This is a genomic window from Sphingobacterium sp. UBA5996, assembly GCF_002429765.1.
Classification (GTDB): domain Bacteria; phylum Bacteroidota; class Bacteroidia; order Sphingobacteriales; family Sphingobacteriaceae; genus Sphingobacterium.
Map to the genome: position 1 here is coordinate 26,065 of NZ_DJAS01000014.1, position 14,406 is coordinate 40,470.

At 40.4% G+C, this 14,406-nt stretch carries 7 protein-coding genes; all 7 read left to right on the plus strand.

Translation table 11 applies throughout. The features are described 5' to 3' along the window. Positions 1-3 precede the first annotated feature (3 nt). Positions 4-1,533, plus strand: a complete 1,530-nt coding sequence (locus B3E00_RS10630; RefSeq protein WP_209577433.1) for a SusD/RagB family nutrient-binding outer membrane lipoprotein — start codon at positions 4-6, stop codon at positions 1,531-1,533. Positions 1,534-1,674: 141 nt separating this feature from the next. Continuing rightward, positions 1,675-4,152, plus strand: coding sequence for a phosphocholine-specific phospholipase C (locus B3E00_RS10635; RefSeq protein ID WP_209577435.1), 2,478 nt, complete (start codon positions 1,675-1,677; stop codon positions 4,150-4,152). Between the two features lie 191 nt (positions 4,153-4,343). After that, positions 4,344-5,330 (plus strand): LacI family DNA-binding transcriptional regulator, encoded by a 987-nt coding sequence (locus B3E00_RS10640; protein WP_293938378.1) that lies wholly within the window; start codon positions 4,344-4,346, stop codon positions 5,328-5,330. Between the two features lie 147 nt (positions 5,331-5,477). Continuing rightward, positions 5,478-7,826 (plus strand): GH92 family glycosyl hydrolase, encoded by a 2,349-nt coding sequence (locus B3E00_RS10645; RefSeq protein WP_293938379.1) that lies wholly within the window; start codon positions 5,478-5,480, stop codon positions 7,824-7,826. A gap of 11 nt (positions 7,827-7,837) precedes the next feature. Further along, a complete protein-coding gene (locus tag B3E00_RS10650; protein WP_209577441.1) occupies positions 7,838-8,560 on the plus strand; it encodes a basic secretory protein-like protein in 723 nt (240 codons plus the stop codon). 10 nt (positions 8,561-8,570) lie between these two features. Continuing rightward, a complete protein-coding gene (locus B3E00_RS10655; protein WP_293938380.1) occupies positions 8,571-10,865 on the plus strand; it encodes a GH92 family glycosyl hydrolase in 2,295 nt (764 codons plus the stop codon). 594 nt (positions 10,866-11,459) lie between these two features. Beyond that, positions 11,460-14,399: a SusC/RagA family TonB-linked outer membrane protein gene (locus tag B3E00_RS10660; protein WP_293938381.1), complete on the plus strand. Its 2,940-nt coding sequence runs from the start codon at positions 11,460-11,462 to the stop codon at positions 14,397-14,399. The last annotated feature ends 7 nt before the right edge of the window (positions 14,400-14,406 follow it).

Genomic DNA, 14,406 nt, shown 5'->3' on the forward strand with positions numbered 1-14,406 from the left:
AAGATGAAAACGAAAAAAATGTGTATATATATTGCCATGGGGAGTTTAATCTCATTGGCAAGTTGTTCAAAATTTGATGAGATAAACACGAATCCGGAAACTCCTGTTCAAGTGAATTCTTCGATGTTAGCGACTCGTATCATATTAAATTTAGCGAACCAGCCTACTCAGAAATCATTTATGCAGCCCTATTTATTAACAAAGGAGATTGCATGGACGGAATTGGTTGAAGGGTATCAATATAACGGATTCGGTGAAGGGAGTATATCGATGAATGCAATCAATGATGCTCACTTTATGGGACAGTATGCTTCGACAGATGTGTTAGCAAATTCCTACAATGGATTAATGTATTTCGCTAGGGCTGTAAAATTTTATGAGGCTACCATGAGTGTTGGAGATATACCTTATAAAGAAGCATTAAAAGGGGAGTCTGACAAAACATATTTTCCAAAATACGACAGCCAAAAGGAAGTCTTTTTGGGTATTCTTGATGAATTAGAAAAAGCAGATCAGCTCTTTGCAAGCGGAGCAAAATTTGCAGGCGATCCGATGTATGGTGGAGATATAACAAAATGGAGAAAGCTTGTCAACAGTTTTGCGTTAAATGTACTGATCCAATTGAGCAAAAAGGAAGCTGATGCAGATTTGAATTTAAAGGGACGGTTTCAATCGATTCTAACGAACAAGCCTATATTCACAGCGAATGCCGATAATTTTCAGTTAGTACGCTCGGATAAAAGTGGTCAAACCTATCCTTTTTATAAAATCAGTAATAGTTTCGTTATTTATCCCGTTGTGTCTACGGAGATTATCGATCGTTTGAAGCAGTATAAAGATAGAAGGCTATTTTTCTATGCAAATCCATCAGCTTTGCAAATTGCCAATGGCAAGCAAGTGAGTGATTTCGAAGCATACGTTGGTATTGATCCATCATTGGCATTTGGCGATATTGCGGACTTGAAGAAGAAAAACGATTATTCTAAATTGAATGATCGCTATACTGAGCTCGTAAGTGGCGAACCAACGCAACAGTACAGCTATGCGCATCTATGTTTTGTAGTTGCTGAAGCAGCTGCAAGAGGATGGGTTACAGAGTCTTCAGTCAATTGGTATAAAAAAGGTATTGAGTCAGCAATGAAATTCATTGCTGACAACACCCCAAATACTAGCCAATACACACACAATATGCCCTTGGATGAAGCCTATATCGCCAGTGCTACTGCTTCCTATGGTAATCAATTCCCTGCTGCTAAAGAAGCGCAGATTGAGGCAATTATGACGCAAAAGTATTTAGCTAGTTTCTTGCAGGGACGAATAAATCCCTACTACGATTATCGTCGTACGGGTTACCCAAAATGGAAAATCAACCCAGAATCCAGTTTAAATGCAGATGATCCAACCAAAATACCTGTTCGTTGGCGTTATCCAGCCAGTGAGTACAACTATAACGGACAAAATCTGGATGAAGCACTCGCCCGCCAATATGGCGGTAAGGATGAAATCAACCAATTGATGTGGCTTTTGAAATAATTCCTTCGAAAAAAACAATCCCCGCAGATGAGATCAATCGTTTGCGGGGATTTTTGTTAAAAACGTTACATTAAAAACGACAGCGAATGGATATATTCGCTTTAGACCATTGAATTTAGTAGAGAGATAACAAATTTATTTATGGATAGCAGGAGAGATTTTATTAAGAAGGCTTCATTGTTAGCTGGTGTTTTTGGCTTACAGAGTGCTATGCCAGATGCCATACAGCGTGCATTGGCGATTGAACCTATAACAGGAAGTACCTTTTTAGATGCCGAACATATTGTATTATTAATGCAAGAGAATCGTTCTTTTGATCATAGTTTTGGAACACTTCATGGTGTTCGGGGATTCAATGATCCACGGGCGATTAAATTGCCTAATGGTAACCCTGTATGGTTGCAGTCCTCGGCTGCAGGTAAGACCTATTCGCCGTTCCGACTGGATATCAAAAACTCAAATGCTGCCTGGACGGGAGATTTACCGCATTCTTGGGAAAATCAGATGGCAGCCCGTAACAATGGAAAGCATGATAACTGGATCGACGCTAAACGCCCAGGGGGCAAGAGCTTAAAAGAGATCCCTTTGACAATGGGTTATTATACACGTGAAGATATCCCTTTTTATTATGCATTGGCTGATGCCTTTACAATCTGTGACCAGCATTTCTGTTCGTCTATTACAGGTACAACAACCAATAGGCATTTCTTTTGGACGGGAACCTGTGTACCACATAAAGGAGCGAAGCCATTAGTGCGGAATTCAGATATCTATTTTAACCGTTGGGCACATTGGAAGACTTTTCCTGAGCGTTTGGAAGAAGCAGGGATCTCCTGGAAAGTCTACCAAAATGAAGTCAGCATAGAAAGCGGCTTAGACGGTGAGGATCTGTTGGGTAATTTCACGGACAATAATTTGGAATGGTTTGCACAATATCATATTGAATTCAAGAAAAGCCATCTTGATTTTATGCGTAGACGTGTTGCAGAATTACCAGCGGAGATTCAAGAACTTGAAAAAGCATTAGCTAATAATAGCTCTGAGAGTGTCCAGAAAACACAGAATAAACTCAAGCAGAAGAAGGAGCAGCTGAATAGCTATCAAAAACATTTGGCACGACTTACGGATCATGCTTTTCAGCAGCTTCCTAAAGAACAGCGTGCCTTGCATGAACGCGCTTTCCAAACGAATGAGGGTGATTCTTTCTATCGTGAGACAAGCGTGGTGACACATGAAGGTGAAAAGATTACTGTTCCTAAGGGAGATGTTTTACACCAATTTAGACATGATGTGAAATCTGGGAAGTTACCCGCAGTGTCTTGGCTTGTAGCACCGCAAAGCTTCTCAGACCATCCGAGTGCACCTATGTATGGTGCTTGGTATGTGTCTGAACTATTGAATATTCTGACGGAGAATCCCGAAATCTGGAAGAAGACTATCTTTATTCTCAATTATGATGAGAACGATGGGTATTTCGACCACGTTCCACCTTTTGTGGCACCTAATCCTGCAGATGAGCGTTCTGGAAAAACTTCACCTACATTAGATTATAGTGGTGAATATGTGAGTTTGGCTCAGGAGATCGCCGATGTTGCGGATAGAGGCAATGCAACGGAAGGGCCTGTTGGACTTGGTTACCGCGTACCGTTGATTGTCGCATCTCCTTGGTCAAGAGGGGGGTGGGTAAACTCTGAGATTTGCGATATTACATCGACCATTCAGTTTATGGAACATTTCTTTGAGAAAAAGCTCGGTAGGCAGGTGAAGGAGGACAATATCAGTTCGTGGCGCCGGGCGATTACGGGCGATTTGACATCGGTATTTCGAAAAGCTGAAGGAGCGGATGTTGTTGATTTACCCTTTCTGGATAGGAATCAGCAGATCTATGTTATTGATCAGGCAAAATCGAAACCGCTACCCAATAATTTTCACGTATGGTCGGAAGAGGAGGCGGCGAGGTTGCGGGCTAAGGGTCATTCCACTTTACTGGCAAGACAGGAAAAAGGTCAGAAAAACTCGAGTGCGCTAGCGTATGAACTTTATGTGAATGAGTCTTTTGTTAAACATCAAAAACAGATTCATCTGACAATGGAAGCAGGTAATCGCATCTTTGGCAATAAATCGCTAAATAGCCCATTTAATATCTATAGTGGACCCAGCTATAAAGATGGCGTAAGCTTTTGGCCATTTGCTGTTATTGCGGGGCAACAGCTTAGTTTTGACTGGAACTTAGCGGATTTTAGCGATGGTTATTATGATCTGACCGTATATGGACCAAACGGATTCATGCGCGGATTCAAAGGAGAGGGCGAACCGCTGTCTGTTAAAGCAAGTTATGAAATCGGGAAGAAAGGCCAGTTGACAGGCAATCTTGTGCTGGAGATTTATAATCATGGAAAAAACCCGGTCCGTGTACATGCCGTGGATAACGCTTACAGCACCTGGAAGAAATCCAGTGTACTTGCCGAAGGAATGTCTATCAAATGGATTGTGGAATCCCACAAAATCCATGGTTGGTATGATGTGACTGTACATGCGGCGGATACCAAATTTGTACGTGAGTTTGCCGGTCGCGTCGAGACTGGAAGCCATTCGAAGACTGACCCGCAGTTGGGGTGATGTTTTACCAATCTACATGTAGTCAGAAATATCTTTTGGGGTAAAGGAGCCTTTGTTTGTTATTCATTGTCAGTCTAATTCTTTTGTATAGTAAAGAGTGGAATGTTAATTTATTGTCTGCTATCAATTGTAATTTCCGATATGTTCATATTTATTTTCTAATTTCACCTTAATTTTATGAAAATGCTTTTATGGCCAAATCAATTAAAGAAATTGCACAGGAGCTCAATGTTTCTAAATCCACTGTTTCATTAGTCATCAATCACAAAGCCGAGCGAGCTCGCATTAGTAAGGAATTGGAAAATCGCGTACTTGCTTACGTTGAGAAAGTTGGTTATAAGCCTAATGCGCTTGCAAAGAGTTTAGCAACAGGGCGATCAAATACCATTGGTCTGATTGTGGAAAATATCGGGGATTCTTTTTTTGGGCCATTTGCTTTGTATGTGGAGGAATTATTTCGAAAAAAAGGGTATCACGTCCTCTACAGTAGTACCCTTGGAGATTCACAAAATGCGCGGGATATCATCGATTCAATGTTGGAAAAGAAGGTGGAGGGGATTATTTTAGCTCCAACAGTAGATCTGGAAGCATATCAGCGAAAAATATTGGAACATAGGGTTCCACTAGTAGTCTTTGATAGAAATTCTCCAGATGTGGATACCCATTATGTGCACATTGATAATGACGTTAGTGCAAAAAAAGCCTGCGATCATTTGAAATCTATCGGTTGCCAAGATTTTGGATTAGTAACCATCGATTCCGATCAGCCGCAAATGTTGGGGCGTAAAGGTGCCTATTTGGATTTTTGTGAAGCCTACGGTATGGAGCCTCGCATCCTGCAATTACACTATCAAGAACTGAAGCAAAAGGGGGCGCGTATGTTGAAAAATTGGGCAGCGAAGCAGACTGGGTTAGATGGTCTCTTTTTTACGACAAATTATCTGTGTATCCTTGGGTTAAAAGCACTGCGGCCAGCGGATGAAAATCACTATGCCTTTCCGATGCTTTCTTTTGATGATCATGAGTTGTTTGATATTTTAAACCCTAAAATTTCCTGTATACAACAGCCATTAGAACCTTTGGCTAAAACTTGTGTGAAAGTTTTGTTAAAGGAAATAGATCAGGGGATATCCACGCCTAAAGAATATATTATTTCAACCAAATTGATCCGGAGGTAGCATACGGCGATAGCTCGATTTGTAACCCCTGTATTGTAAAAATCATAAGACCTTCCGGCTCAATTCCTATGGTTTGTTTTGATTTAGTATTCTTTTTTATATCTTTACTAATACGTTTTAGTAGAAATAATTTATATATCCTAAATAATGAATAAATCTTTAAGCCTTTTTCTGGGTTCATTATTGTCTTTTGGTTTGTTTTGCGCAAAACCGGTTTTGGCTCAGAAATTTAGAGGACAGCAAATGGATGCTGTCGATCTTGTTAATCCATTAATGGGTACCGAATCCAAATTTGAGTTGTCCAATGGAAATACCTATCCCTCAATCGCGCGGCCTTGGGGAATGAATATGTGGACTCCGCAAACAGGAAAAAATGGTGATGGATGGCAGTATCAATATACTGCTGATAAGATCCGTGGTTTGAAACAAACCCACCAACCGTCGCCTTGGATGAATGATTATGGCGTCTTTTCCATTATGCCAGTGACAGGAAAGCCTGTCTTTGATCAAGATGAACGTGCGAGCTGGTTTTCACATAAAGCTGAGATCGTAAAACCTTATTATTATTCGGTCTATCTGGCAGATCACGATGTCACTGCGGAAATGACACCAACGGAACGAGCAGCTATGTTTAGGATTTCGTTTAATAAGACAGACGACGCTTATATCGTGTTGGACGCGTATGAAAAGGGGTCTGAAGTTCAGATTATCCCTGAAAAAAATATGATCGTTGGCTATTCATCAAAATACGCCCGTGGTCCACTGCCTGCGAATTTCAAGAATTATTTTGTTTTGGTTTTCGATCAACCGTTTGCAAATGTTGCTACTTGGGAAGGGAAAGAGAAAAAGGATGGCCAGCTCCAGATCAAAGGTGACCACACTGGCGCTATTGTTGGATTTAAGGTAAAGGATAAAACGAAACCCGTTCAGGTGAAAGTTGCCTCGTCCTTTATCAGTGCCGAACAAGCCTTATTAAACTTAAATGAGTTGGGGGACAAGTCGTTTGATCAAGTTAAAGAAGATGGACGTCAGATCTGGAATTCCACGTTAGGGAAAATTAAAGTTGAAGGCGATGATATTGATCAATTGCGCACATTTTATTCGACCATGTATCGGACCTTATTCTTTCCGAACAAACTCTACGAAATTGATGCGCAGGGTAAAGTTGTCCATTACAGTCCGTATAATGGAAAAACACTTCCGGGCTATTTGTTTGGAGGAACTGGATTTTGGGATACCTTTAGAGCATTGTATCCGTTCTTAAACTTGATGTATCCTTCTATCAATAAGGAAATGCAGGAAGGTCTCTTAAATGCTTACTTGGAGGGCGGTTTCTTACCTGAGTGGAGTAGTCCTGGATACGCGGATATTATGGTTGGTAACAACTCTGCTTCGGTAGTTTCGGATGCCTACATCAAGGGAATACGCGGTTACGATATCAATAAGTTGTACGAAGCGTTGCAGCATGGGGCCAATAACGAGGGACCAATGAGTGCAGTTGGTAGAAAGGGTGTTGATTATTATAATAGCTTGGGCTATGTGCCCTATGACGTTAAAATCAATGAAAATGCGGCACGTACCTTGGAATATGCCTACGACGATTTTACAATTTATCAATTAGCAAAAGCGTTGAACCGTCCGAAAGCTGAAATTGATCTCTATGCGAAGCGTGCACAGAACTACAGGAACCTGTTCGATCCATCGACCAATCTTATGCGTGGAAAAAATAAAGATGGAAAATTCCAGACTCCTTTCAATCCATTGAAATGGGGGGATGCGTTCACAGAAGGAAACAGCTGGCATTATTCATGGAGCGTATTCCATGACGTTCAAGGGCTGATCGATCTGATGGGCGGAGAAAAAACATTTGTGCGTATGTTGGATTCGGTATTTGTTCAGTCTCCAGATTTCGATGATAGCTATTATGGGGGTATTATCCATGAAATTCGCGAAATGCAAGTTGCCAATATGGGACAGTACGCGCATGGTAATCAGCCCATTCAACATATGCCGTATCTTTACAATTACGCTGGTCAACCTTGGAAAACGCAATATTGGGTGCGTCAGGTGATGGACAGAATGTACAAACCAACGCCTGATGGCTATTGTGGTGATGAAGATAATGGTCAAACCTCGGCATGGTATGTTTTTTCAGCCTTAGGATTCTATCCGGTTTGTCCTGCGACCGATGAATATGTGCTTGGAGCGCCATTATTTAAAAAGGCGACGTTAACGTTTGAAAATGGCAAGACACTGATCATCGATGCTCCTAAGAATTCGGCCGAAAATGTATATGTAAATGCACTACAGATGAACGGTAAGGAGTATGGAAAAAACTGGTTAAGTCACAAAGCTTTGCATGAAGGTGGGGCACTGCATTTTGATATGGGGGCAAAACCTAACTATACTAGGGGAGCATCCAAAAATGCTGTGCCATATTCTATGACAACAGATTTGCAATCAAATATCAAGGTGAAATCGAACAAAAAGAAATAAGCATTTGAGTTATGATAAACTTTAGAAATCTAAAAGTAGGCCTTACCATCTTTGGCTTGGCCTGTTCTTGTTCGATTTTCGCGCAAGATAACTGGAGACATACAGAAAGTGACCGTAAGGTTGCTGTGGATGTTGATAGTATCAGCAAAGGTGGTTTTACATTGATTTGGATTAATAAGGACAAAGATTTTAGTCCATCTTTAAAAGATCGGCTCATTACGGCTTATTTTGAAAACTACCCCAAACTAGCCAAGAAATATAATAATAAGACCCTAAAAAAAGTGTCTTTTGTTATTGATCCAGACTACAAAGGTGTTGCTGCTACGGCTGGCGGAATTGTCCGTTATAGCCCGGGATGGTTTGCCAAAAATCCAGGTGATATTGACGTAGTTACCCATGAGGTAATGCATATTGTTCAAGCGTATCCTGATGGGGCCGGTCCGTGGTGGATTACGGAAGGGATAGCGGATTTTGTCCGATTTGATGATGGAATTGACAATGCAGGTGCAAATTGGAAGCTGCCAGATTATAGCGACAATCAGAAATACACCGATTCTTATCGCGTTACTGCCAGATTTCTCTATTGGATCAATACGCATGTAAAAAAAGACTTTGTTAAAAAATTGGATGCGGCAATGCGTAGCAAAAGCTATAACGATTCATTCTGGAAAGCACAAACTGGAAAGACGATCGATGAGCTATGGACGGATTACAGTAAAAATCCTAAATTATAATTCATAAGTGATGAATATAAAACGTTTGGCTTTTTGGGGATTACTTAGTATTCCATTTGTATTAAAGGCCCAGGAAACTAAGTTAGTCCAGTACGTTAAACCGCTTATTGGTACGGCGCGGATGGGTCATACGTTTCCGGGCGCTACAGTTCCTTTTGGTGCTATACAGTTAAGCCCGGATACGGATACGCTATCTTATGCTGTCAATGGCCGCTATAATGGTGATGTTTATAAATATTGTGCCGGTTATCAGTATGATGATCCCACGATTGTGGGATTCAGTCATACGCATTTTAGCGGTACCGGTCACTCCGATCTTGGTGATATACAGATTATGCCTACCCAAGGTAAAGTTCAGTTAAATCCAGGTACAGCTGATCGTCCTCAAGATGGTTATCGATCTCCATATAGCCATACGAACGAATTGGCCGAAGCCAATTATTACCGTGTTTTACTGGATAAACATCAGATTAAAGCAGAGTTGACGACGACCACGCGAGTGGGTATACATCGGTATACTTTCAACCAGTCTGATGCGTCACATCTAATTGTTGATTTAACTGCTGGGATCTATAATTACGAAGGAAAAAATGTTTGGACTGTTGTGAAAGTACTGAACGATTCTACGTTAGTTGGATACCGTCAGACAAACGGTTGGTCAAGAACCCGTACGGTGTATTTTGCTATAAAGACATCCAAAGCTTTTAAAAATTATGGCGCTAAATATGAAGATGGGAAATCTGTCTATAATGGTTTTTGGCGTAAGTTCGATCAACGCAATAATTTCCCCGATTTAGCGGCTCATAACATGAAGCTTCATTTGGATTTCGATACAAAGGCACACGAAGCAATACTGCTGAAAGTAGCTTTAAGTCCTGTAAGTATGAAGAATGCATTGGCCAATATGGAGGCTGAGGCTCCCGACTGGAATTTTGATGGGTACGTGAAGAAAGGCCAGGAGGCTTGGGAAAAGGAACTGCATAAGATAGAAGCTGAAATGTTGAACAAGGAAGATCTTGTCAATTTTTATACAGCGATGTATCATGCCAGCTTAATGCCGACGGTTTATATGGACGTTAATGGTGAGTATAAAGGCTTGGATCAGGAGGTGCACAGCGCCAAAGGTTTTACGAATTATACCTCTTTTTCGCTATGGGATACATTTCGGGCTTTTCATCCCTTGTTGAATTTAATCAACCCTTCCCGTAATGCAGATATTGTGGCATCCATGCTGGCTCATTATGACCAGAGTGTATTGAAGATGTTGCCCATCTGGTCGCATTATGCGAATGACAACTGGTGCATGAGCGGCTATCATTCGGTGTCTGTTATTGTTGATGCCATACTTAAGGGCGTCTATAAAGGTGATGCGGAAGCGGCGTTAGCGGCGTGCGTTCAAACAGCAAATACGCGTCAATATGAGGGGATCGGTGCTTATATTGATAAGGGATATGTTCCTGCAGATGTATCGGGAACATCAGTTTCTAATACATTGGAGTATGCATATGACGATTGGTGTATCGCGCAACTAGCGAAAAAATTGGGGAAAGAGGATATCTATAACACATTTTCTAAGCGGGCTGAAAGCTGGAAATCACTCTATGATCCCGCTATTGGATTTATGCGCCCCAAGGATTCAGCGGGTAAATTTCAGGAGAAATTTGATGTGCTGGATACACATGGACAGGGATTTATTGAAGGTAATTCATGGAATTACAGCCTTTATGTACCGCATCAGCCTACCGAAATGATGGCAGTCATGGGAGGTAAGCAGCGCTTAGAGACTTATTTGGATTCTCTTTTTACAATGGAATTACCGGATAAGTATTTTGAGCATACAGAGGATATTACGCGAGATGGTATTATCGGAAATTACGTCCACGGAAATGAGCCTTCCCACCATGTGGCTTATTTATACAACATCACCAAGAATCCTTGGAAAGCTCAAGCACGTGTCAGACAAATCATCCGAAATCAGTACCATAATGGTCATGCGGGATTAGGCGGTAATGACGACTGTGGACAGATGTCGGCCTGGTATCTATTTACTGCACTGGGTTTTTATCCTGTTGCACCTGGGGAAGATAGTTATTGGATTGGCAGTCCTCTGGTAAAATCGGCAAAGGTAAATTTTGAAAATGGACGCAGCCTGTCTATAGTTGCCCATAATCAGTCTGAAAGGAATATTTACGTTAAATCCGTTTCTTTAAATGGACGAAGATTAGCTGATCTGCGACTACCTTATAGTAGCATTATAGATGGCGGTGAATTAGTCTTCGAGATGAGTAATAAACCGAATAGATAAGAGTAAAAGATAAAATCCTATAATGCACACCCCTCCTTTACGAGGGGTTTTTATTTTCCCTGCGATCTGAAGGGATAGTGCTATCCACTTACTAGTCATTTAAGTACGAAACTGTCCATTCGTTTTGTGATTCATTTGCGGAATGACGTTACAATTTGAAAAAAAATTAATTGAATCTGTCATTTTAGCAAAATCATATTTTATTAATGTAAAAAACCAGTTTTTGAGCTATAAATTGCTTAATGTTAATTACTAAACCAGTTTAGCAAACAAAAAAAATAACGCATAAAGTTTTTTTTTCTCATTTTTCTATATATCTTCATTATAACCAAGTGAGATAAGTGTAGACCAATTAAGCAAACCGATCCGTTTTAACATTCCATTATGTTGTGTTATGCTAAAACGTTTTTATATTTTATACTTAAAACCTTAAATTATGATATTAATTCTATTTGATACCGCATAATATAAATTTTTGAGAGGAATCGACCAATTTTCCTATCTCGAAAAATCAGTAAATTTCGCCTTATTTTTTAGGTGATTTTAACCAGTAATAGTAGAAAAGTAAAAATAACCTAATTATATATCATTTATATGTACATGATTAAAAAGAGGTATTTGGATAGGCTTATTCTTTTAGGGTGGTCCTGTGCCTGTTATTCTTTTGCTTTTGGTCAAGATAAGGTGTTATCACCGTCCGATAGTCTTAAGCTTCAGATTGGAACTTCGAAATTGGATTCTATATTTCAGATTAAAACTAGCCAAGTAAATCCAGTAGAACTAAAGAAACAAGCTTTATTACCTTATTCTTCCCTGCAGCAATACCTAAAAGGAAATAACACTGGACTGTACGTTACTGAGCCGTCCGGCGAATCAGGCACTAAGCAGCCCATGTACTTTCGAGGCATCTCGAGGCCGTTGTTTTCTGATATTGATGTATTTCAAAATCAGCCATTGGTTGTTGTAGATGGAATTCCTTTGGTCGGAGAACACCCCTTTGCTTACGCCGTACAAACGTATAATCTCGAGCGTATTGGGCCTGCGACCAATCTATTTGCAAATATTAATATCGATATGGTAAAGTCTATTGAAGTATTAAAAGATGTATCTGCGGTGGCGATGTATGGTCCTAATGCTGCAAATGGAGCTATCGTCGTTCGTACGAAAGAGTATAAAGCCGATAAAAGCAACCGGATAGCGATCAACATGTATACGGGATTGGCTGAGCGTCCACATGTCACAACGATCAATGGTGAATACGAAAACAAATTCAGAAAGCAATTTTATGATTTATATACCTCCAATGGCAAGTATGATGATGGAGATTCTTATCCAGTGTATTTGAGTGACTCGCTTAATATGAATTATTTTGGGAGATCCGATTGGACCGATTCTTATTACAATAGTGGTTTAGTATACAATTTGAATGCAAATTTATCCGGTGGTGGGCCACGTGCAAATTTTCAATTTGCAGCGGGCTCAACACAGGATAAGGGTGTGTCCGACCAGGTAAAATTGAATAAGTATTATGCTTTGTTTGGCCTGAATATGCGGCCGATGACTTGGTTAACGTTCTCTATGCAGGCAAATATCACTCGGCTCGATCGAAATCGCAACCTGAATCTGCGGGATAGATTTGCCCAGCTGGCCTATTTCCCAGATTTGTCTGCGCCTTTGTCACCTAATAAGGAGGTCTACAACGAGTACCTGAGCTATTATAAAAAAGGCTTTGATAATAACAAGACGAACGTTGTGCAGGGGTATGGAAAGCTGCAATTTGATTTTGGAAATTTTCATTTTCTTTCAACAGGAATGCTCGATTATAATGAGGGGTATCGGGATCAATTCTACCACAGTAAGTTGATGGAATCCAATAATTTTGCTTCAAACTACTATGGTTATAATCAGCGGGCGGTATTTGACAATAAAGCTCTTTATGATTGGAATATAAATGAAAGCCATACGTTAAACCTATTGGTTGGCAATAGTTTACAATGGGATACTTATCGCTACAACTATGCTTATGCTTATAAAGGTGTAAATGATTTTATTAAGGTGAATCTGTTGGAAGACGATGCGCTGAAATCAAATTATCTCGAAGCGACGGCGTATCCGAAAGCGCTTATCTTTAAGTTTTTAGATCGCATCCGTCATAACCTGGTCTCATTTTATGGAAAAGCAACTTACAATTATGAGGATAAGGTCGAAACATCGCTATTGCTTCGCTCTGACGGATCCTCTAATGCGCAACCGGATGCCCGCTGGATTTTTACGCCGTCCTTGTCGGTAAATTGGAATATTAAAAATAGCTACTTTACGACCAATACTGACCTGAAAGATCTTACCGCCCGTTTTAGTGTCGGACGTATCGGCCTAAACAATGTGTTTGATGATTTTGCGCAAGGGCCTAATTATGTCGCTCAAATGGGATTTACGGGAAATCAGCTTATTGCTGGCTATAATGCGATTGCAGGGTTGGTACGGCCGTATGAATCGGGGTGGGTTGGTTATCATATTCCATGGGCTTATATAGACCAGGGTAATTTGGGTTTAGACTATGCGAATACACAGAAAAATTTTTATGTTTCACTGGATGTTTATTTGAAACAGACAAAGAACCACCTAATTAATATTCCTTCATATAGCGAGTATGGCTATAAATCGAGCTATGCAGCTGGGATGAATGTGCAGAATATCGGTGCTGAATTGACTGTTGGACTAGATCCCATTCAATCCGATAATTTTAAGTGGTCAACAGCGCTCAATGTATCCCATAATCAGAATAAATTGAAGGCATTACCGAACGGTCTCGATAGGCTGGTTATCGGTAATAATCTTTTGGAGGTTGGCAAACCCTTAGACCAATATTGGCTGCTTTCCAACGACGGTATTTACAAAACTGATGCTGATGTGCCTCAGGGAATGACTTATAATGCGATTCAATTGCATGCAGGTGATCCGATATGGAAGGATCTAAATGGTGATAATATGATCAACGATGAAGATCGGAAACTGCAGGGCAATCGTTTGCCTGCTGTTTTTGGCAATTGGTACAACAATTTTGTCTTTGGCAAATGGGACCTGGGGGTGAACATGTATTATAATCTTGGTCGGGAACTCATCAATCAGGAAATGGCCAATCGTTTTGATTTTATCAATAATGAAGGTGCGAAAAGCCTAGATGCAATCAAGGAGATCACCTATTGGGAAAAAAGAGGGGATTATGGCAAATATCCCTTGTATAATCCTTGGAGTACGGTTATTGCTTATCAGGCCGATCAAGACCTTTTCCTAGAAAATGCCTCCTTTCTTAAAATACGGGCGATCACGCTGGGCTATAACTTAACATCTCTTTTGGCAGGCCGGAATCAAGCTATCAAAAATGCTTATGCTTATGTGTCTGCTAATAATGTCGCTACAATTACATCTTACAGTGGTGTAGATCCTGAGATCGTGGATTATACGGGTTATGATATTGGATCAAAAATGAGGATACCACGAATTTATACGGTAGGAATAAAAGTTGACTTTTAAACGAAAA

Coding starts and splice junctions, on each gene's coding strand:
- B3E00_RS10630 (WP_209577433.1), top strand. CDS start 4: ATGAAAACGAAAAAAATGTGTATATATATTGCCATGGGGAGTTTAATC.
- B3E00_RS10635 (WP_209577435.1), top strand. CDS start 1,675: ATGGATAGCAGGAGAGATTTTATTAAGAAGGCTTCATTGTTAGCTGGT.
- B3E00_RS10640 (WP_293938378.1), top strand. CDS start 4,344: ATGGCCAAATCAATTAAAGAAATTGCACAGGAGCTCAATGTTTCTAAA.
- B3E00_RS10645 (WP_293938379.1), top strand. CDS start 5,478: ATGAATAAATCTTTAAGCCTTTTTCTGGGTTCATTATTGTCTTTTGGT.
- B3E00_RS10650 (WP_209577441.1), top strand. CDS start 7,838: ATGATAAACTTTAGAAATCTAAAAGTAGGCCTTACCATCTTTGGCTTG.
- B3E00_RS10655 (WP_293938380.1), top strand. CDS start 8,571: ATGAATATAAAACGTTTGGCTTTTTGGGGATTACTTAGTATTCCATTT.
- B3E00_RS10660 (WP_293938381.1), top strand. CDS start 11,460: ATGTACATGATTAAAAAGAGGTATTTGGATAGGCTTATTCTTTTAGGG.